The sequence below is a fragment of the Rhodococcus sp. ABRD24 genome, from assembly GCF_004328705.1.
In the GTDB taxonomy this organism is placed as follows: domain Bacteria; phylum Actinomycetota; class Actinomycetes; order Mycobacteriales; family Mycobacteriaceae; genus Prescottella.
On record NZ_CP035319.1, the window covers coordinates 1,902,342 to 1,923,904 of the forward strand.

Consider the following 21,563-nt stretch of genomic DNA (forward strand, 5'->3'; position numbering starts at 1 on the left):
CGTCGGCGAATTGACAGCAATGTGGGGCGCTCCCAGCCGTCGTAGCCGGGTGCGCCCCACATTTTCGTCACACGCGGGTATCGAGGGCCGAGTGCGCTCTCAATACCGCGTGGCGGATCGATTCGATCTGTTCGTCGTTCATGGCAGTGGACAGGGACAGCAGTCCGTTCGTGCCGACCAGCACTCCATGTCGGTAGAGCTCCCACCACAGTGCGGTGGTGTCTTCGACGACGAGGCGGAGCAAGGATCCGCTGCCGTTCACGGTGAGTCCGGCAGCAGACAACTCAATTCGAAGTTGATCACCTGCGGAGTTGAGGTCTTCGATGCGCTCGGTGTCGAACAGACGCAGAGCTGTCGCTCCTGCTGCCATGGTGACGGGATTGGCACTGAACGTTCCTCCCCATGCAACAGTGCCGTTGGCCAAGGGGCTGAAGCTCGATAGAACGTCGGGACTTCCCCCGATCGCACCGATGGGGTAGCCGCCGCCGATGATCTTGCCGAGCGATACCAAATCTGGTGTGATTCCGTACCTTTGGTGCAGACCACCGAACCCGAGTCGGAAAGTGATGATCTCATCGACTGCCAGCAGGGCGCCATGTGCTGTCGACAAGGTGCGGAGCGTGTCGACGAATTCCTGCGTGGAAGGTACCAAGCCTGCCCGGTTGGGCATCAAGTCGATCAGAACGGCAGCGACGCGATCGCCGTGCTCGCGCATCGCGGTTTCGAATGCTGTGACGTCGTTGGGCGGGAGAACGATGAACGAGTCGGCGACAGCGGCGGGAACCCCGGACGCGCCTTGGCTGACCACACCGTCGTACGTACCGTGATAGCTACCGGAAAACCTGATGATGAGGTCGCGGCCGGTGTGTGCACGTGCTGCACGCACCAGCATCATGACCGCTTCGGTGCCAGAGTTACAGAAGCGCCACTGGGGGACGCCAGTACGGTGCCGCAGCAGTTCGGCCATGTCGACTTCGTAGTGCGTCGGCAGTCCGAATGCAGTTCCGCTCGATGCCGCGGTGGCAGCGGCTTCGAGAATTTCAGGGTGAGCGTGGCCGTGGATGAGGGCGGTGTAGTTGTTGTTGCAGTCGATGACCTCGTGACCGGTCGAGTCGACCACCACGGCTCCCGATCCGCGGACAGCGTACGGAGGATGTGGTGCAACGAAAACGGTTGAGCGGGTATTGCCTCCGGGGAGAACTTCCACGGCTCTCGTGTAGAGCGGATCGACAGTGGTCATCGAACTTCTTCTTCCTCGGGATGGGTAGTGCTGTCGGACTTGCTCTGCCGGTGATCCGTAGTGCGTCGGGCGAGGTACACGACGAACAGAGCCGCAGTTGCGACCAAGGTGGCGACCAGCTGTGGACGTAGTGCCGCGTCGAGCCCCATCGCTACGAGGATGGCGAGAATGGCCACGATCGTGAAGATCGTCAGACCGGGAAACAGCCACATTTTCAGGGGAAGAGCGTCTTGCTCTTCCTTGGTGTAGCCGAGGCGCAGTCTGAGTTGGGCCGCGGCAACCAGCCCGTAGACCAACAGCATCACCGCGCCGGAGGCGTTGACCAGGAAGAGGAAGACTCCGTTAGGGGAAACGACGGACAGTCCGACTGCGGCGTAGGCGACGAGGCCACTGGCGATGATCGCGCGTCGTGGTACACCCTTGGACGTTGTCACGCACATTGCATGTGGTGCGTCATGCTTCTCGGCGAGGCGGAACACAACACGCGAACACACGAAGATTCCAGAGTTCATGCAGCTGAGAACGGCCACGGCAACCACGATCGTCAGTATGTCGGCGGCGCCGGGGATGTTCATGACGTCCATCGCGGCAACGAACGGGGATTCACCCGGGACGATGGAGCGCCATGGAACGATGCAGACGATGACAGACATCGACAGGACGTAGAACAGCATCACACGCACGATCACCGATTTGGTCATCGCTGCAACACTTTTGGCGGGTTCGTCGGACTCGGCAGCGGCAATGGTGGCGATCTCTGCACCGCAGATCGCGAAAATGACGGTGGGGATGCCTGCGACGATGGCAGCGATACCGAAAGGTGCGAATCCGCCATCACCCATGAGGTTGGTTCCGATGGAGAGGTCGTGGCGTCCCCATCCGAACATGTACGAGGCTCCGAGTGCTATGAAAGCGATGATTGCGGCGACTTTGATGGAGGCGAACCAGAATTCGGCCTCCCCGTAGGACTTGACGCTGAAGCAGTTGATTCCGACCATGATGACCGTCAGGGCCAGAGCGATCACCCACATGGGACCGGGGATCCAGCGCTGGAGAATCGCGGCGCCGGCAATGGCTTCGATGGCGACGACGATGAGCCAGAAGTAGGCGTAGAGCCACCCGGAGACGAATCCGCCGAGGTCGCCGAGGCCGATGCGAACGAAGTCGGTGAACGATCCGACGCCGGGATGGCTCACCGCGAGTTCGCCGATCATGCGCATCACCAGAAGTACCAGCAGTCCTGCCAGTGCGTAGGTCACCGGCGTGGCGGGACCGATAGTGCTGATTGCGGCACTACTGCCGACGAACAATCCTGCCCCGATGATTCCACCGAGCGAGATCATCGTGACGTGGCGTTGTTTCAGGCCGGTGCCGAGTTTACGGTTGGCCGCAGCTTCGGGTGGTGTCGTGGCGTGGTCGATCATCGGGTCGTCTCCTGATTCGACGATGAGATTGCGAGGGTGCGGCTCTGCTCGCGGACAAAGCCCTGCAGGTACCAAGGACCGAGTCCGCCCTTGCCGCTCGAGCCGCTGGCCTTCCAGCCGCAGAAGGACTGAACTCCCGGCCATGCGCCGGTGGTGGCGCCTTCGCGGCGGTTGACATAGACGACACCGGCTTCGATCTCGTCGAGGAACTGCTCGGATTCGACGGCAGATGCTGTGAAGATTCCGGCGGAGAGGCCGTAGTCGACGGCGTTGGCTTCGTTGATCGCGTCGTCGATGCCTTCGACGGCCGTGACGGTGATGACCGGTGCAAACAACTCGTTCCTGGTGAGGCGATGGCCGCGCGGCAAGTGTGCAATGAGAGTCGGTGCCACGAAGTAGCCGGGAAGATCCGTTCGCCGACCGCCGGTGACGATCGTTCCCTCGGCTGCGGCCTGATCCAGAGCAGCATCCACTTGGGCGGCAATGTGTTCATCTGCCACGGGGCCGATGAACATGTCCGAGACGGATGGATCTGCGACGACAAGCTGCTCCATGCGGGTAGTCAGCTTGCTGACCAGAGTATCGTGAATTGAGGCGTCGGCGATGACGCGGCGCGTGGCGCTGCACTTCTGGCCGGAGAATCCGAAAGCAGACCTGACGATACCTTCTACGGCATCGTCGAGATCAGCGCTGGCCATGACGATTGCTGGGTTCTGTCCGCCCATTTCGGCGAGTACGGGTTTGGCGAAGCTACCTCGGCCGAGAGTCCGTACGAGTTCCCACCCGACCTGCGCAGATCCGGTGAAAGCCAAGCCATCGATGTCGGATTCGGACAGAATCCGACCGACCTCTCCCCCGCCGTGAACAAGGTTCAGCACACCAGCGGGGAGAGCGGTGGCGAGTAGCTCGACAGCCAGCGCCGTAGAACGCGGGGTCTTGTCTGACGGCTTGATCACCACCGTGTTGCCGGTCACCAAGGCTGCGGTGGCCATGTTGACGGCAAGCGCCACCGGGAAATTGAAGGGTGCCAGGACGCCGAAGACGCCGTAGGGGCGCAGCACATCGGTATTGGACTCCGTCGGCTTCGATTGCAGCGGAGTGACGAAACCGTTGTTCGTCTCCATCTGCGCGCAATAGTGCTCGATGAGATCGATCGATTCCTGTGCTTCGGCCAGAGCCTCGATACGACTCTTGCCGGTTTCCGCGGAAATGGTTGCCGCGATGCGTACCGCATGTTCAGCAAACAACGGTTTGGCCGCACGAAGCCGTTCGCCCCTGCTCACGTAGTCGGCGCGCCAGCTCTTCGCCGCTGCGCGAGCGGCCTGAACCGCGGCGGCGACGAGTTCCTGGGATGCCGTGTGTGCGCGGGCCACAACACGATCGGGGCCGGCCGGGTCACGTCGTTCGAAAACCTCACCGACAGCGTGTGCTTGTCCGTCCACGATGTGCGCGAGCGGTTCCGGGATCTCGGATCGCGCCTGGAGAAGAGCGTTGTCGAACAGCGAGTCGAGATCTGCCCCGAGAGAGGTGCTTCCGTAATTGAGAGTGACTGACATCAGTGGCCTTTCAGAGTGCTGTTACAAGATCGGTGACGTGCGAGAACCGGGAGGGGGACCAGTTCACTGCGTCGGAGAAAGCAGTTGGACATTGAAGAATCGACTCGGCGGCCAGTCGGCCCACGGCGGGTGCGAGCTGAATGCCCGATCCGCCCGCACCGAGAGCGCAAACGACGCTGGGGGCGTCCGGATGTGCACCGACGATCGGTCTGTGGTCGGGGCTCATGGGGTAGATGCCCTGCCAACTACCGCTGATGCCAACATCTTCGGGGAGTCGCAGGCGCTCGTCCATCAGTTCCGAGAGACGCTCGAGGAAGTGGTGGGAGACCTTGCCCAGCGGAATGTCCGGGGAAACCGGTTCGTGAATGTCTTCGTCGGTGTGTAGCCCGGCAATGAGCTGGTCGGGACGTTCCGACCTGAAATAGATTCCGTCTGTGCCCGAGTTGGGCACATAGTCCATCACGAACGGAAGCAGGGTATCGGCGTCGCGGCCGAGGTCGATCGTGACCGCACCGTGCAACTGTGGATTCAGTGGAACGGGAGCGCCCAGTAGGTCACCGACGACACCAGCCCACGGACCGGCCGCATTGACGACGACGTCGGCCCGGAACGTGCCACGGGTGGTGTCGAGCTGCCATTGACCGGATCCCTTGGTCGCCGACAAGAGTTCGGCGTTGTTGACAACGAGTCCTCCCTTCGCGGAGATCAGACCCGCTGCAAGCGTGCAGAATTCGTATCCATCGATGTAGCCGTCGGTGGATCCGAACAGGCCTCCGAGTCGATCGGTCATGACGATCCGAGGCCATCGGCGGGTGATCTCGTCCGCTGTGAGCACGAATGAGTCATCGACCCCGTAATCGGCCTGCGCGGTGACGCTCGCTTCGAAGTCGCGGATATCCGAATCCGATGCTGCGAGACGCAAATAGCCACCGTGGACGAAGCCGAGGCCGTGGTCGGTGGACATCCTGTCGAAGAATCGCCGGCCATACACCCGCGTTTCGATATCGCCGACATCGAAGTACTGCGTTTCGACCATCCCCACAGACAGACCCGAAGAGCCTTCGCCGGGATGGCGGCGTTCGAGAACCGTGACGTTCGTCAGCCCTGCATCGACCAGTTCCAGCGCGGTCGACAGTCCCGATACTCCGGCACCGACGATGATCACGGCGGGGGTATTGGCCATCTCGCCCTCCTACATTTCGTCTTGTGTCACCGCGCTGGAACGCGCGGACAGAAACTTGCTCGGCAACGGCTGGCATCCGAAGTGGGCTGCAGTCCGGAACAGCTGGAAGTGTGATCCAAGCGACACCGAAAACATACAGATGTGTTGTTTTAGAGTCAAGGGATGTCGCACGCACTCGCCGGGGAGGCCTCCCCGCGCACACTTCGGCCGCCGCGCTGCCAACGCTCCGGGGTTGGTCGTCGACGCCATTGACGTCCGCGTTAACCAATGTGGTTCCTGACGTCGGCCGGGCCCTTACGTCCCCGAGGAGGAATGCCGCTCAACGCGCCGCACAGCTACCCTTCTCGGAGGCACTCGCCCAGGGCCGGCACGTTCGTTGGCCGCCGGGGCGCATCGAGGAGGCAGATATGGGCTACGCATCCTTCACCAACTGGCGACGGCTGAACGGTGACCCGGACTTGATCTGGCACGCATTCACGCACCCGTCCGAATCGACGCAGTACGAGGAACACAAGACGGAGACCGTCCTGGCGCCCGACTTCGCGATGGATGCCGGGCACAGCTGGGACAGCAAGCACGGCGAGGAATGCGACTTCGATGTCGTGCGATGGACCATCACTCGACACGTGCCGAACAGAGTGTTCGAATTCACCGGCAAGCAACGGGGCATCCGCCAGAACGTAACGCTCACCATGGATCCCACCGACGACGGCTACATCCTGACCGAGACCATTCGGTTTCGCCCCGCGTTCGCAGGTAAGCCGGGTGCGCACCTACTGACCTGGCTGATGCTGGCGACCGGCGTGCTGGCCAAGGTCGGCGATGACCACGGAGAGAGTCTCGACCTGCTCGAGCAGCACCTCGCAGCGTTGTAGACGAACCAACGCCTACAGCGCGTCCCGCCATCGAAAGCACCGCCGCATCTTCCGAGAAGTCCCACCCTTCGCAGCAGTGACGCTTACGGTGGAGGATCACCATCGTCGTCACTACCGGAGGGTCACCGTGATGAATCTCGTTCGCCGACTGGCCATCTGTGGGTCCATCGTGATCGGCTCGGCTCTGGCGCCGGCGGCCCTCGCATCCGCAGCGGTCACCGTCCCGTTCCAGATCGACCCGGCGCCGTTCGGAAACCCCAACGGCAGCTTCGACGCCCCCTCGGTCCGCTGTGTGGCGGTGGTCGGCGAACAACCTGGCACGGTGACGGTCACCGGCGGCAAGGAAGACCGATGGGGATGCCTGCTCTCGTCAGAGGTGCGCTGGCTGAACATGTCGACCGGGGCGTCCGGTTCCGCCCGGCTGTCGGACGGACTGAACGGAATCCCGGCCCGGGCGATCCTGCAGACCGGGGCCGGGCAACTCGCCGTCGCCGTCGTACCAGCGGCCGGTATCGTCACCCCGGGCTTCGCATTCTTTTACGTTCCGTAGCTGCCGCCCGGCATCAGTTGAGCGGCGACGGGCACCGCATTTCGATCGACCTCGACCGCAATGTCATTCAGATGAAGTAACAGCCCCCACCGGTATCCGATGTACCTGATGTCGGAACACCAACTGGGAGAAGAAGCGACATGGGCTCATCGATCACGACATTGCCGGCCTACTTCGACACTCTCTACCAAGTCGGACAGGCGGCGTTCGCGCAGTATCCACCGCTCGAGGCGGCCGCGTTCACGGTGGTGAATGCGGTGGGTCTCGGCATCTTCTGGCTGCTCGGTACCACGCTCTAGCGCCGCCCCTCGGAGATAAGGGTCCGCGACGACAGACTCTTCCTCCGCCGACGCTGGGTACGGTGGGTTCGTGACGTTACGACGACCTCCGCTGCCCAGCACCCGACGCACCCGGACACTACTCCTCGCCGCAATCATCGCGATGCCGCTGGCGTCCGGATTCTCAGCACCAGCCATCGCATCGGTTCCCGCCGCAGGCCCCACGACTCCGGCGGCTCCCACTGCTCCGGAACGGCAATCCGTCAGCGAACGCTACGCGGCCACCGGCATCCACGCCGTCACATCCGTTGCGGTGCCTGGATACCAGGTGTTCCACCCCGCCGACATCGCCACCAGCCCCGAGCGCCATCCGGTGGTCACCTTCGGCAACGGCAGCTACGCGACGTACGAGCAGTACGAGGAGTTGCTACGCCACCTGGCCTCCTGGGGCTTCGTCGTCGTGGTCGCCGACAGCAGCGTCACCGGTGACGGGACCGAGATCCTGGCTGCGGCGCGCTACATTCTGGCGCAGAACGACAACCCGGAGAGCGTCTTTCACAATCGCATCGACGTCGCTCACGTCGCCGCCGTCGGACATTCGCAGGGCGCCGGGGGTTCGATCAATGCCAGCACCAACTCCGGCGGACTCATCACCTCCACCGCCGTGCTGGACCTGCCCGATCCCTGGTGGGCCTCCAGGCCCGTCGACGTGATCGATGTGACTCGACTGACAGGTCCGGTGTTCTACCTGACCGGCGCCGAGGATCCGGTCTCGACGGCCATACCGCAAGCCGCCTATCACGCCGTGAGCCCGGGGCCCGCAGCTCGCGGCCGCCTGCTGGGGGTGGGGCACAACTGGCCCACCGACGGAGGCGGATTCCGGGGATACCTCACCGCATGGCTGCGCTTCACCCTCACCGCCGATACCGACGCCGCGCGCGCCTTCGTCGGTCCGGCACCGGAGCTGTTGGCCGATTCGCGGTGGGACGGGACTGCCGTCAAGGGTTGGTGAATCGGCGGTTCCAGAGTCCGGCATTGGCGCGTCCCGCGGTGGCAGCACTCACGGCACCTCGTTTTCTGCGTCGTATCCCCCGAACGCGGCGGGTCGGTGACGTAGTGCGCCAGTTCAGGTTTCTTGAACAGAAGATGAGCGCACTCCCATCAGGAATCGACCCACGAGGCGCGTCAAACAAGCGAGCTCGTTTCGACACCGATCAGACGTTGCTCCGAGGATGATGGGGTGGTGGCGGATGGCAAGTCCGACCAGCCCGCCGGTTGCATTGCGCGGGCTGTGATGCGTCGGCAGGTGGGTACGGCTGATACGCCCAACAGGTCTCATGAGTGGAATCTGTGAAAGGAATTCTCGATGGGCGCCGATGCCGACAGACTCACCGTCCGCGTTCAGGTACATCACCGGGCGACCGGCTGGCCGATTGCCGAGGCGCCGGTCGAGATAGCGCTCGATGACCTGGTGATTGCCGACGCCCCAACCAACGCTGACGGTCTGGTCGCACTCGAGATCGATTCGTCCGCGTGGAGGCAAGGGTTGACTGCGCGTCTCGCCGGAGACCGCGTGGGAACCCCGGTCGTACCCGCGGTCCTGCTCGGCAGAGCGATGGCCGAGCTGTTCGTGATGCCGACGTCCGCTGTCGATGCGGGTAGCTATGCAACCCTCGCCGACCACCTGGTCACCAGCCGCAGGTTTCGCGCCGACGATCTTGCACGTGATCTGATTCGTCCCGATTACGACAGCGTTGTGCGGCTACTTTCGGTTCAGGAGCGGATTCGGATACTCGATGACCTACTCGAACACCTCCCGGAAGACCGCCTCTCTGACGGCTACAACGACCACCTCATCGATCCAGACGCGCTGCGGCAGGGCACCGTACAACCGGTTCCCGTTCGCGACCTCGACCTCGACCTCGACCTCGACCTCGAACCATTCCCGCTCGACCCGGACAGCCTCGGCCTGCCGATTTGGGATCGCTTCCCGTGGTCTCTCCCGGACGATCAGTCGTATCGTGACTACCTACGCGGCGCCCTTGTGTTGTTCGCACACCAACAGAAGCATGGACCGAGCGCAGATCCCAAAAAGTTCCCGGAAGTGGTCGAACGGCAGCTACAGGTCCGCTTCTTCCAGGACTTCCGCACCAGTGAGCGCACCGAAATCCCCGTCAACCGGATGCTCATTCCGATCGTCCAAAAGATCCTCGCCGCGCCGACCGGAAGCGGATTCGGGTTCGGGATCGCCGCCGACGCGATCCCCACCCAGGGGCTCATCAGCGATCGCGAACACCTTGATGTTCTCCTGGCGCTGGCACCCGTCGACGTCCAAGAGTTCAGCAACCGCTACCGGCTGCCGCTCGCCGAACCCGACTCACACATGTCAAGTCCCGTGTTACTCAACGTGCACACCTTGTCGCGCATCCTGAGTGACACGGCACAGGGTCCGATCGAACCATCCGACAACGTGATTGACCCACAGTTGCCCGGCGAGAGGGGCAAGCCGTTCCTGTGGCGCGAGGTTGTCGGCTCCGCACCGTTCTTCCTACGCTACGAAGAGTGGCTCGCACGCCAGCGTCCGTTCTTTCCCGAGAATCTCTTCGCACTGCGCACCCAGATCGTCGGCAACCGTGTAGGTCCATGGCTCACCGAGGACCGCAGGAACTTCCTCGAGTATCACCGCGACCGGCCAGACACTTGGGGCATCGAGGCATACAAACCATACTTCGGCTCGATCGACGAAGTGAGACGGTCGGCGACGTTCCTGCTCGCGTACGGCGCGACCGACACAAAGCTCCTCGAACTGGTCGCGGCGATCGACAAGGGTCAGTTCCGGGCTGCAGCGCGACTCGCCGACGAGGCCGACCGCCTGCTCGACGCGGGTCCGTCCACGAAACCCGGTGAGGACTGGGAACCCACCCTGAGCGTCGGCAACTTCCCGCGTCCAGTGAGTTTCGGGAAGCGGCGCGCGCTCAAGGTCACTACGATCACCGAGCTCACCGGCACACGGGCGTCTTACCCGCCCGACGGATTCGAGCAGTATTTCGAGCTGGCAACACCAAGCGCCCTCGACGGCGGTCTTTACGGCGATGTCGTGGACTTTCGAATAGCACGCGACCAGGCGACCCGTCTCCGGGTCTATCAGAAGCGGTACCTCCTGCCGATGTTGCGTGTCCAGATCCACATCGGCCTCGGCGACCTGCAGGGAGCCGTCGATACCGCCGCATCGGTAACTGGCTTCTTCGTCGGGATTGGCACGCCGGGTACCCCCGCCGGGATGGTGCGGCACCCGAATGCCGGAGCCGTGATCGCCACTCGCGTAGTAGCCGGCAAGCTGGTCTGGAACGAACAACTCGGCGACCGGCCCTACACGGCACGCCTTGTGTATGACAACGACCGGCGCCTGGACGGCCCGTATTCGCTCACGCCTCAATTCCGTGACGGATACGACGTTCTCACAGCCGATCCGAAGATCCTGCACCCTCTCGAAGAGCGCTACGCCCGCATCGTGCAGGCTGACGCGCTGCTCGCGTGGGCGGAAACGCTGTACCGGACCGATGAATCGGCCAACCTCGAGCGGGCTCGGGAACTGTACAAGGCCGTAGTATTCCTACACGGTGAGGATCCGGGCACCAGCGCCTACCGGCCGCCCCAGTTCCAGGTGCCGTGGTTCGTAACAGCCGAAAACCCCCGGGTGCGTAACCAGCTGGACCGCGCCCGGCTCGCCCTGCAACAGCTGGAGTCCGGCCTGAACTTCTACGGCTACCGCGAGGACACCGTCCCGATCCTGCGCTTCAAGACCCTGTTCGGTGCCGCGCACCGCTGGGCGACGGGCGCCAAAGGTGCCCAGAGCGACTATCTGACCTACCTCAGCCGGGTTGAGCAAGCTGACCTCGATCAGATGGCCGCAAAGGCTCAGGAGCGTCGGGCCCAAGCTGCGGTCGTGATCGCTGCCGAGCAGGTTGAGATCGCGAAAGCCGGTGTAGCCGTAGCGCAGAAGCTGGTTTCGGACGTCGACAAACTGATAGCCGCCAAGGAATCAGAGATTGCGGACAAGAACTCCATATTCAATCAGTTCTCCGACTACTTCAGCGGCATGAAGTCCAGCGTCAGCTCCATGGTCGACGTCGGCAAAACGGCGTCCGAGGGATACACCGCGGTCAGTACCAGTGGTGTCGGCGAAGCGCTTGGTCTGGGCGCGAACGCCGGTACAACTGCGGCTGCAAACACGAGTGGGCTCGGCAGCGCCATGGGCGGGCTGGGTGTGGTGGGAGGATTTGCCGCGTTCGCGGTCCTGAGCACCACGGCCCTGCAAGGCATGGCCGATGCCGCCACGAAACGCGAGGCTGAACTGAACGCACTGAAAACCGAGATACTGCCTGCCGCTCAGGCAGCGGTCCAGGTCCAGGAGCGGCACGCCGCGATCGCCGATCTGCAGGGTCGAATCGCCGCCACCGACCTTGCCTATGCGCGCGATCTGGCCGCCTACCAAAACGAGCGGTTCCTCAACCGAGACTTCTGGGATGCACTGGCTGGTGTCGCCCGTCGCGGCATGCACCGATATCTCAGCCTGGCCAGCCAGGCCGCATGGTTCGCAGAACGAGCACTCGCCTACCAGCTCGCCACACCGATACGCATTGTCAAACTCGACTACTTCGATGCCCGCATGCGGGATCTGGGAGGAGTCGATCGGCTTGCGCTGGACCTGGCTGAGCTCGAGGCCGTTCGCTTGGGCGCTGCCCGGGTTTCAGTCCCGATCAAGCGAACATACTCCATGGCCCGCGATCTACCGCTCGCGTTCGGTCAACTCAAGCAGTCCGGCCGATGCACCTTCACACTTACCGACGACGACCTCACCACCAGTCATCCGGGTACATTCGCACACCGCATCCGAGCGGTCGACGTTCGAGTCGAGACACCTGGGACAGTCGAACAGACCCGAGGGATCCTCACGAACCAAGGTTTCTCACTGCTGCGCAGGGCTTCCGACGCGGCCCGGGTCCCGCTGCTTCGGTTCGCCGACGCCCAACCCATCAGCGAGTTCCGGGTCCACTCCGACTCCGACTTGGCCCTACACGGAATGCCTGGAGAGAGCTTGTTGCCTTTCGAGGGCACCGCATTCACGACCACATGGTCCCTGGAATTGCCGCCACGCGCCAACCCTGCCGGCCTTCACCGGGTCACCGACGTGCTCATCACCTTCGATCTCCAGGCAGCGTATGGAACTGACAGCGTCGAGGTTGCAAACCCGCCCGCGACGGCGTCACGATCCCTGTTCGTTTCGGCGCTCGCTGTCGACAGCCCAGGATTGGCCACGTTGCGAAAGAAGAACGCGACTGCGAAGGTCACCTTCCCCCTCGGTGAGCTCCCGATTCCGCACCCCGCAAAGATCACCAATCTAGCGATCCTCGTGCCCGGAGTCGACGGTGGAAGCTATGCCGCGACGTTACGCACCGGCGGCGGCGCCTCCATCCCGTTCATTCTGGACGATGGCCTGGCCATGTCGAATGCAGGCGTGCTGGGCGATGGCAACCCGCTCACCGCGCTCCCTCTGAATGCCGCTGCCGGAGTGTCGATCCCTCCGACGATGGTCGTCACGGTCACGAAGGGGAACGACGCAACCCGGCTCGCGGCAGCCCGCGACCTACTGCTCTGGGTGGAGTACGACGTCACTGTCTAGCACCACAGCCAGACTGGATGTGCGCCTCCGGCCCCCAGTCGTCGGTACGGCACGGTCAGCAACGGCTCCACCATGCGGTCCACCTCCTGACACAAAACACCCATAGGGGGTATCTCCCCGACTGGTCTATAGTCGAAGTGACCAATCCTCACCGGAACCGGAAGGTCCGTCGCGATGAGTCTCACCGCAGCCCTGACCCGAATGTGGGCCGGTGCGTTGATCTCTCTCGTCATCTTGGTTGGGCTGCTCGCGATGCACGGCCTTGCCAGCACCGGCTCCACCGGCGCCTGCCATGGCAATCCCGCTCTGGCGGTTGCCGACTCCCCGGCAGTCGATCATCACGGACCCGCAGCCCGGTCGGCACCGGCGACGGAGTTCGCTGGCGCGACGTGCATGGCAACACTCCCTCGTCTGGTGGGCGTATCGAATCCTCTGCTGATCGGGTTCATCGCACTGGCCCTACTCGGCAGCAGTATCGGACTCAGCAGTCTTCTCCAGAGTTATTGCCGGTGGGGTCAGTGGCGGGCCCCACCAACTTCTGGGGTGCAGGTGCTGCGCCTCGAGTGTGTCCTGCGTACGTGACCGTCTCCCCCGACCTGTGCCTTCCGGCACGGCATCGGGCTCAGACAGTCCCGTCCTCGCTGCGCCAATTCGGTTGCAGCACACACTCATGAGGAGACTTTCGTGACCACCTCCGGCAACCTCGGCCCCGTCGTGAACAGGCGCGCCTTCCTCACCGCGACAGCGGTAGGGTTCGGCAGCCTCACGCTGGCCGCATGCAGCACACCGTCCACCACCACGACCAGCACACCGGCGTCCGGCGTCGACCTCAACGCCATCCTCGCCGCAGAGGCACGACGACCCCACACCGGGCGCACCGTCACCGGCGCACTGGCACCACAACTCACCGACATCGACCTCGGCGGCCCGACGGTACGTTCCTTCGCCTTCGGCAACTCGATTCCGGCTCCGGTGATCCGGGCGAACATCGGGGACGACTTGGCCATCACGGTCGACAACAAGATGCCGGACTCGACATCGCTGCACTGGCATGGCATTTCGCTACGCAACGATATGGACGGCGCCGCTCCCGCCAGCCCCGACATCGGTGCGGGCGAGTCGTTCACCTACCGGTTCTCGGTACCGCACTCGGGCACCTACTGGGCCCATCCACACGTGGGGTTGCAGACCGACTACGGGCTCTACGTGCCAGTGATCGTCGATGACTCCAACGAAAGCCTGGCCTACGACGCCGAGTGGATCGTCGTTCTCGACGACTGGACCGACGGCGTGGGCCCTAGCCCGCAGGAGGTCCTCGACGACCTCGGCCAGGGCGGAATGGGTTCCATGGACCACGGTTCCATGCCTGGGATGAACATGCCGGGCATGGGCGGCTCGGGGAGTTCGAGCACGCAGAGCAGCGAACAACCAGGCAGCGGCATGATGTCCGGTGGAGCCGGTAGCAGTGAGTTGCTCGGCGGCGACGCCGGTGACGTCGACTATCCCTTCTACCTGATCAACGGCCGGGTGCCGACCGCTCCCACCTCGTTCGACGCCAAGCCCGGCCAGCGGATCCGAATTCGGATCATCAACGCAGGCGCCGACACCGCATTCCGCGTCGCGCTCGCCGGGCACCGAATGACGGTAACCCACACCGACGGCTTCCCTGTCGCCCCTACCGAGGTCGACGCCCTGCTGATCGGAATGTCCGAACGCTACGACGTCATCGTCACGGCACAGGACGGGGTTTTTCCCTTCGTCGCCGCTGCCGAGGGGAAGGAGGGGCAGAACACCCAGGCCCGCGCTCTGCTGCGCACCGGCGCGGGGACTGTGCCCGCCCCGGATTCCCGACCCACCGAGCTCGGCGGGCGGGTCGGTACCGTCGACACCTTCGTCGCAACCGGCGAAGTGATGCTGCCGCAGGGGCCGCCGGATGTGAATCTCACTGCCGACCTCGGTGGCGACATGATGAGTTATCGCTGGACCATCAACGGACGCACCTTCGACCAGATGCAGCCATTGACAATCCAACAGGGCCAGCGAGCGCGACTGACTTTCACGAACATGTCGATGATGTGGCATCCCATGCACCTGCACGGGCATACCTTCCAGGTGATCCGCCCCGACGGCTCACCCGGGCCACGTAAGGACACCGTGATCGTGCTACCGATGCAGCGGATTGCTGTGGATCTGGTCGCGGACAACCCCGGAGATTGGATGCTGCACTGTCACAACGGGTATCACCAGGAGGCAGGCATGATGACCCGCCTCGACTACCGGAACTGATCGCTGTCCGTGGAGCACTCGAAGCTCACATGCCAGGCATCATCGGCATGGGAACCCCCATATGGTGCAGCCACATCATCATGTGGTGACACATGGCCATCATTTGGTCAGACATTGCTCATTCACTCCTCTCCAGCAAGGGCCTCTTCACACATCGGCAACGCAGCCCGATCCCCATCGGGCAGTGCACTTTCCGATACGGAACTCCTCGCATGATTCGATATCTCTCGTGCCCCATGGTCGGCGGTCTACACCTGCAAATCGGTGAGAGTTCTGTGAAGATTCCCTGAACGCGCTCTCGCCAGGTAACAGAAGTCACTCGTCTACCAGCCTGACCTTCCGCGGCGGCGTTCTTCATCGAATCTTCATCGAACGACTAGCCAAGCCATACCGGGTGGGGGCATGCTCGACGGTGCCATCGACTACCGGCGCCATCGACTGGACAGGGAGCGCGCGCGAATGAACCGAACGACCGTTCTGGAGGTGGGCGGACTTCACTGGGCGAGTTCGACGGCAACGATCGAGGCCGTTCTGTCCCGGCGCCCCGGGGTCACATCGGTGGAGGCGAATCTGGTGAACCAGACCGCCACCGTCAGCTATGATTCCGACCTCACTTCGGTGAAGGATCTGTCGAAGTGGTTGCGGGACTGCGGTTACCACTGCTCGGGCCGCTCGGTGCCCGATCACGTGTGCGACCCGATGTCCGAGCCGGTCACTGTCTCCGGCGAGGCCGACCACGCGCACCCCGAACCGACTGCCACGGCGCTCACCGAACCGGTTCCGCACGAGATGCCTGCCCAGCACGAGGCACTCGAGGGTCGCTCACAGCAGGAAATGATGGGTCACGGCGGCGCTCATGCCGGCATGTCGATGGACGACATGGTCCGGGACATGCGCAACCGCTTCCTGGTGGCGCTGCTGCTGTCCATTCCGATCATGTTGTGGTCCCCGATGGGCCGCGACATGCTCGGATTCGGCGTGCCGGCACCGTTCGGGTTGCGCGACGACGTGTTCACTCTGCTACTGAGCCTGCCTGTCGTGTTCTACTCGGCGTGGATCTTCTTCGACGGTGCCTACCGGGCGCTGCGAGCCCGCACCCTGGACATGATGGTTCTCGTCGCCGTCGCGGTCGGGGCGGGCTGGCTCTACAGCGTCGGCGTGACGCTGACCGGTGGAGGGGAGGTGTTCTACGAAGCGGCCTCCGTGCTGACGACATTCGTGCTGCTCGGACACTGGTTCGAAATGCGGGCCCGCGGAGGTGCGAACGACGCCATCCGCACCCTCCTCCAACTGGCTCCGCCGATGGCGGTGGTGCTGCGCGGCGGCGAACCCGTCGAGATCCCGACAGCTGAAGTCGTGGCCGGGGATCTGCTGCTCATCCGCCCCGGCGCGAAGATCCCGGTCGATGGAACAGTCGAAAGCGGCGACTCCGAAGTCGACGAGTCGATGGTCACCGGAGAGAGCCTGCCGGTGACCAAAGCGCCTGGGGCACAGGTGATCGGCGCGTCGATCAACACCACCGGCACCCTGCGCGTGCGGGCCACCAAGGTCGGTTCCGAGACCGTTCTGGCGCAGATCGTCGCGATGGTCCAGGAGGCCCAGAATTCCAAAGCCCCTGGGCAGCGACTGGCCGACCGCGCCGCGTTCTGGTTGGTCCTCGTTGCACTGATCGGCGGCACCGGCACTTTCCTCATCTGGTGGGCCGGCGGTGCCGGGGTCCAGACGGCGCTGCTGTTCGCAATCACCGTCGTGGTCATCACTTGCCCCGACGCGCTGGGGTTGGCCACCCCTACCGCGATCATGGTGGGCACCGGGCTCGGCGCGCAGCGCGGGGTGCTGTTCAAGAACGCCACTGCGCTCGAGACGTCGGCACGTATCGACACGGTGGTGATGGACAAGACCGGCACCCTGACCAAGGGTGAGCCGGAGGTCACGGACGTGGTCACCGACGGAATCAGCGAGGACGAGCTCCTTGCATTCGTCGCTGCAGTAGAACGGGAATCCGAACATCCCTTGGCCGGTGCGATCGTCCGATACGCCGCCGGCCGCGAGGTCGCGTCACTGCACTCGAGCGCGTTCGAGAGCATTCCTGGCCGCGGCGCTACCGCCGAGGTGCAGGGCCACAATGTCGCCGTCGGCAACCGCAAACTCATGGAGGACAGGCAAGTCGAGTTCGGATCATTGATGGATCGGCGCGACCAGCTGGCCTCGAGCGGGCGTACTGCTGTCCTGGTGGCCGTCGACGACCGCGGGGCCGGGGTGATCGCGTTGGCTGACGCCGCACGGGAAACCTCTGCTGACGCCGTATCCGAACTCCACGAGCTGGGCATAGAGGTGGTCATGCTCAGCGGCGACAACGAGGCAACCGCTCAGCGAATCGCCGAACAGCTGGGCATCGACACCGTCATCGCCGAGGTGCTTCCCGGCGACAAAGCCGCCAAGATCGACGAGTTGCAGCGTTCGGGCAGGAAGGTCGCAATGGTCGGGGACGGTGTCAACGACGCTCCCGCACTGGCACAGGCAGACCTGGGTATCGCGATCGGGGCCGGTACCGACGTCGCAATCGAGACCGCAGACCTGGTGCTGATGCGCTCGGATCCGCTGGACGTGCCGATCGCGCTGCGGATCGGGCGCGGCACATTGCGCAAGATGCGCCAGAACCTCGGATGGGCCGTCGGCTACAACGTGATCGCGCTGCCGATCGCGGCCGGAGTCTTCGAGCCGTCACTGGGCCTGGTGCTGCGCCCGGAGATTGCCGCGCTCTCGATGTCCGGATCCAGCTTCATCGTGGCCGTCAATGCCCTGATGCTCAAACGGCTTTCGCTTCCTACCCCCGAATCACAACCCAGTGCCCCGACGCATGCGGAGTCCACGCCCACTAGTGCCACGTAGGACGTACCGCGCGATCTTGCAGTGGAACGGGGCACGCGATTGCCGTCAGCGAGCACTTCCCATCATGCCGCCGGACGAGTGGGAACGGTGATGATGAAAGTCGATCCGGTCCCCGGCCCATCGCTGCGAGCTGCAATGCGGCCATGTTGAGCCTCGACCAGGGCTTTGGCGATCGCGAGCCCGATTCCCGCTCCTCCATGAGTGCGGTCGCGCGCGGCATCGACACGGTAGAAGCGTTCGAACACATGCGGCAGGTGGTCTGCCGAGATGCCGTCGCCGGTATCGGTCACCTCGATCACGACCAGCTCGGGCCCCTGCTCAGCGGTCACCTCCACGCGCCCTCGCGGTGGGGTGTGGCGCAGGGCGTTGTCGAGAAGGTTCCCGAGTACCTGTCCGAGCCGCTCCGGGTCGGCCCAGAGCAATGGAAGGCCCGAGGGAACGTGAGCGGTCAGCGAGACGTCCTTCACCGTGTACCGGTCGGCCGCGACGGTCAGAGCCGTCGAAATCAGAGTTTCGGGGGCAACCCACGTGCACTCGATCGACGTCCGATCGCCTTCCGCACGAGCGAGTGCGTTGACGTCGTCGGAGAAGCGCGCGAGCCGGTGAGTCTGATCACGGAGCATCGTGATCGCGTCGGCATCGAGGGTTTCGACGCCGTCCTCGAGCGCCTCCATGTAGGCCTCGAGCACCGCGACAGGGGTGCGTATCTCGTGCGCAAGGTCGCCGAGAAGCTGCCGACGGGTGGTCTCGACCGAATCGAGCTGTGCGGCCATCTGATTGAACGCCTGGGCAAGGGCATCGAAATCCTCACCGAGGTGCGGAGGTGAGACCCGGATGTCGTAGCGACCGGCAGCAACGGCCGTGGCCGCGGACGACACTTCGGTCACCGAGCGTTGCAATCGGCGACTGAAATACCAGGTAACGGCCAACGCGGCCATCACCGCCACCACGATCGCAACGGTCAGAGACACAATGGTGGCCGAGCGGTACGCCTGGTCGGCATGCAACTGCTCCTCAGGCAAGTTCGCCACCCCTGCTTCGCGCAAATGATCACGAAACAACGGCGGACCGACGAAAGCGGCGACCGCCCAAGACGTCGCGGCCCCTGCCGCCAAGACCATGGATTGCGCCAACAGCAGCCGCACCCCGAGACCCGGAACTCGCCGACGGCGTATCACGCGATCCTGCACACGCGGCGACGCCGACGAATCAGCCGTCATCGCCCGGTTCCCATCCGATACCCGACACCCCGCACGGTGCTGACATAGCGGGGCGAGGCCGGGTCGTCACCGAGCTTGCGGCGCAGATGGCCCACATGCACGTCGACGAGATGCTCGTTGCCGACCCAGGACTCGCCCCAGACGGCCTCGATCAACTGACGGCGACTGAATGCCATCCTGGGCCGAGAAGACAAGGCGGCCAACACATCGAACTCCGTCCGGGTCAGGACTACGGGCTCGTCGCCGAGAAGAACTTCCCGCCCCGTGACGTCTATGTGCAGGTCGCCGAACTGCCGAGCCGGCGGTTCACCCGCACCCGAATCGGAGTCACCTGAGACGGCCCCCGGGACCTTTCTCGGCCGCCGCAACATCGCGCGAATGCGGGCGACCAGTTCGCGTGGGCTGAAGGGTTTCGTGACATAGTCGTCAGCGCCCACCGACAGCCCGATGAGGGTATCGATCTCGTTGTTCCGCGCGGTCAGCATCACAACGTACGCGTCGGAGAACCTGCGGAGCTCCCGGCACACCTCTACGCCGTCGATGCCGGGCAGCCCAAGGTCCAGGACCACAACGTCCGGGTCGAGTTCCTTGGCAGCGGAGAGTGCATCCGTTCCGTCATGTGCCACGCTGACCTCGAAGTGATCCTGCTCGAGGTAGCTCGCGACAATGGCCGCCAACGGGCGCTCGTCGTCCACCACCAAGGCCCGGTATCCCGCGGCGGTGCGGCCAGAAGAGTGAACCGTCGTGTTGTCCATAGTCTCCATCGTGCCGGTATCTCGGCCCGTAGATGCGGCAGACGACGCAGCGTTGGGCGCCCTTCAGTAAATCTTCACAAAACCATCATCGATTCACCTCGGGTCGCCGGTCACTGTGGGAGGTGAAGGGACGGTGAGTCGTGATGATGTGGTGGAACGATGGCATGGGCTACGGAATGGGATGGGGCGGTTGGGCGCTGATGATCCTCGTCATGGTGCTCTTCTGGACGCTGGTGGTCGTCGGGGTGATGGCGCTGTTCCGCACCATGCGCGAGGATCGCAGAACTCCTCCGGACCCGAAACGTCCGAGCGGCCAACAGATCCTCGACGAACGCTTCGCGCGGGGTGAGATCGATGCCGAGGAATACCGCATCCGCACAGACCAGTTGCGCACCGGGAAGTGACCGACCACGTGTGATCGAGGACGGCGATGCGGCACTTCGTTTCTCGCCACGCCCCGCATTCCATGCCCCACCGCCGCATATGCGTCAGGATGGTGCGCGTGGGAGACCTCTTCTATTCCGTCCTGACGATGAACCTGTTGATCGTCCTCGCAGCGTGGTGTCTCGCGAAGCCGGATCGACGTGCAGCATTCGCACTGACGGCGGTAGCGGTGGTGTGGGTCTTCGCCAGCGGGAAGCTCGAGGGTGACATCCTCTGGAGCTTCTCCCGAGACCACGGCGTTACGATGTCCGACCTCCTGTCGGTGGCCGCGGTGGCAATCGCCGCCAGCGCATGGCGCCGCGCACGGCCAGCACAGTGATCGCCCTGCCAACGCCAGACGGGTGACGCTGGAAGGAGATTCAGATTGCGAGAAATGCGGCGATGCGTTCGGTCCAGGTCCTGACATCTTCCACTGAGGACGATACGTGCAGCATCGAGTCCGGAATGAGGTTGTGCAGAGTCCTCGCGGTCGAAACCGGATGCAGTGGGTCGGTATCCCAGGCCAGGATCAGGGTCGGATGCCTCAGTGTCGCAATGGCCTCGGGTGCCGGCAGATCGGACAATCCGATCCCTCTGAGGATCGGAGCGAGCAGCGAGTGCGGGACATCCGGGGTGAAGCCGAACTCCGGGTAGTCGGCGAAAATGGCTGGCGGATCGCTGTGAGCCCAGTGATCGATCCATGCGTCCGGTCCCGCAGATTCGATCGCGTCCGCGGCGTCGACGTACCAATGCTGAGCCGAACCCGGGCCACTCTCCCACGCAACCGGTGGGATCATCAGCACCAGACGACGGAACCGGTGGGGTGCGGCGATCGAAGACCGCAGCGCCACATCACAGCCTAGAGATGAGCCGACGAAATCCGTCGGTTCTTCGATGCCGACGAAATCCATCAATCCCAGGAGATCTCGGCTGAAGTTGTCGAACCGATAGTCGTCCACAATCGGGCGCCCCGTCGATCGGCCATGCCCACGCTGATCGTAGGTCAGCAATCTACGCCCGTGGGCCGCACCGTCGATATCGAGAAGGTGCAGATCGCGAACCGCAGCACGGCTGAGCAGAACACCATGTGCATATCCCACCGCGGGGCCGGAGCCGCTGCCGCTGAACTGGTAGGCGATGTCCGCCCCTTGCCTCCTGAAGTAACTGTCAGCCGACATCTCGGCCACCCTCCGATCGA

17 protein-coding genes are annotated in these 21,563 nt (G+C 63.8%); 10 read left to right on the plus strand and 7 right to left on the minus strand.

Features of this window, described 5'->3' with window-relative positions; genetic code table 11:
* Window positions 1-67: 67 nt before the first annotated feature.
* Genes ERC79_RS08485 through ERC79_RS08500 form a run of 4 tightly spaced genes read right to left on the minus strand, consistent with a single transcriptional unit; the run spans window position 68 to window position 5,403 of the window.
* Window positions 68-1,240, minus strand: coding sequence for an aminotransferase class III-fold pyridoxal phosphate-dependent enzyme (locus ERC79_RS08485; protein ID WP_131577356.1), 1,173 nt, complete (start codon window positions 1,238-1,240; stop codon window positions 68-70).
* Window positions 1,237-2,664 carry an amino acid permease gene (locus ERC79_RS08490; protein WP_131577357.1) on the minus strand — a complete coding sequence of 476 codons (1,428 nt, stop codon included), beginning with the start codon at window positions 2,662-2,664 and terminating at the stop codon, window positions 1,237-1,239. The genes ERC79_RS08485 and ERC79_RS08490 overlap by 4 nt, the downstream gene beginning before the upstream one ends.
* Window positions 2,661-4,220, minus strand: a complete 1,560-nt coding sequence (locus tag ERC79_RS08495) for an aldehyde dehydrogenase family protein (protein ID WP_131577359.1) — start codon at window positions 4,218-4,220, stop codon at window positions 2,661-2,663. Before ERC79_RS08495 ends, ERC79_RS08490 begins: the two co-directional genes overlap by 4 nt.
* 10 nt (window positions 4,221-4,230) lie before the next feature.
* A complete protein-coding gene (locus tag ERC79_RS08500) occupies window positions 4,231-5,403 on the minus strand; it encodes an FAD-binding oxidoreductase (protein WP_131577360.1) in 1,173 nt (390 codons plus the stop codon).
* Window positions 5,404-5,810: 407 nt separating this feature from the next.
* Between ERC79_RS08500 and ERC79_RS08505 the strand changes: the two genes are divergently transcribed.
* From ERC79_RS08505 to ERC79_RS08535, 8 genes are all read left to right on the plus strand, one after another.
* The gene (locus tag ERC79_RS08505; protein WP_131577362.1) at window positions 5,811-6,278 is read left to right on the plus strand and encodes an SRPBCC domain-containing protein; all 468 of its coding nucleotides are present in this window, start codon (window positions 5,811-5,813) and stop codon (window positions 6,276-6,278) included.
* A gap of 130 nt (window positions 6,279-6,408) precedes the next feature.
* Entirely contained in the window at window positions 6,409-6,828 is a 420-nt protein-coding gene (locus tag ERC79_RS08510) for a hypothetical protein (RefSeq protein ID WP_131580888.1), read from the plus strand.
* A 140-nt stretch (window positions 6,829-6,968) separates the two neighbouring features.
* The gene (locus ERC79_RS22980) at window positions 6,969-7,127 is read left to right on the plus strand and encodes a hypothetical protein (RefSeq protein WP_165497061.1); all 159 of its coding nucleotides are present in this window, start codon (window positions 6,969-6,971) and stop codon (window positions 7,125-7,127) included.
* 70 nt (window positions 7,128-7,197) lie between these two features.
* A complete protein-coding gene (locus ERC79_RS08515; RefSeq protein WP_242676782.1) occupies window positions 7,198-8,118 on the plus strand; it encodes an alpha/beta hydrolase in 921 nt (306 codons plus the stop codon).
* 354 nt (window positions 8,119-8,472) lie between these two features.
* Window positions 8,473-12,789: a hypothetical protein gene (locus ERC79_RS08520; RefSeq protein WP_131577363.1), complete on the plus strand. Its 4,317-nt coding sequence runs from the start codon at window positions 8,473-8,475 to the stop codon at window positions 12,787-12,789.
* Window positions 12,790-12,963: 174 nt separating this feature from the next.
* Window positions 12,964-13,371 (plus strand): hypothetical protein, encoded by a 408-nt coding sequence (locus ERC79_RS08525; RefSeq protein ID WP_131577365.1) that lies wholly within the window; start codon window positions 12,964-12,966, stop codon window positions 13,369-13,371.
* Window positions 13,372-13,473: 102 nt separating this feature from the next.
* On the plus strand, window positions 13,474-15,075 hold the full coding sequence (locus tag ERC79_RS08530; protein ID WP_131577366.1) for a multicopper oxidase family protein: 1,602 nt from the start codon (window positions 13,474-13,476) through the stop codon (window positions 15,073-15,075).
* A gap of 459 nt (window positions 15,076-15,534) precedes the next feature.
* Window positions 15,535-17,967, plus strand: a complete 2,433-nt coding sequence (locus tag ERC79_RS08535) for a heavy metal translocating P-type ATPase (RefSeq protein WP_131577368.1) — start codon at window positions 15,535-15,537, stop codon at window positions 17,965-17,967.
* A gap of 62 nt (window positions 17,968-18,029) precedes the next feature.
* Here ERC79_RS08535 and ERC79_RS08540 read toward each other — a convergent pair whose 3' ends face one another.
* Both ERC79_RS08540 and ERC79_RS08545 read right to left on the minus strand, forming a co-directional pair.
* Complete coding sequence (locus tag ERC79_RS08540; RefSeq protein WP_131577369.1) at window positions 18,030-19,187, minus strand: HAMP domain-containing sensor histidine kinase; 1,158 nt, start codon at window positions 19,185-19,187, stop codon at window positions 18,030-18,032.
* Window positions 19,184-19,951 (minus strand): response regulator transcription factor, encoded by a 768-nt coding sequence (locus tag ERC79_RS08545; protein ID WP_131577370.1) that lies wholly within the window; start codon window positions 19,949-19,951, stop codon window positions 19,184-19,186. The genes ERC79_RS08540 and ERC79_RS08545 overlap by 4 nt, the downstream gene beginning before the upstream one ends.
* Window positions 19,952-20,085: 134 nt before the next feature.
* Between ERC79_RS08545 and ERC79_RS08550 the strand changes: the two genes are divergently transcribed.
* Together ERC79_RS08550 and ERC79_RS08555 are read left to right on the plus strand one after the other, a co-directional pair.
* Complete coding sequence (locus ERC79_RS08550) at window positions 20,086-20,346, plus strand: SHOCT domain-containing protein (RefSeq protein ID WP_131577372.1); 261 nt, start codon at window positions 20,086-20,088, stop codon at window positions 20,344-20,346.
* Window positions 20,347-20,435: 89 nt separating this feature from the next.
* Window positions 20,436-20,705, plus strand: coding sequence for a hypothetical protein (locus ERC79_RS08555; RefSeq protein ID WP_242676783.1), 270 nt, complete (start codon window positions 20,436-20,438; stop codon window positions 20,703-20,705).
* A 40-nt stretch (window positions 20,706-20,745) separates the two neighbouring features.
* Here the strand turns inward: ERC79_RS08555 and ERC79_RS08560 are convergent, their stop codons facing one another.
* A complete protein-coding gene (locus tag ERC79_RS08560; protein WP_131577375.1) occupies window positions 20,746-21,543 on the minus strand; it encodes an alpha/beta hydrolase in 798 nt (265 codons plus the stop codon).
* Window positions 21,544-21,563 lie beyond the last annotated feature (20 nt).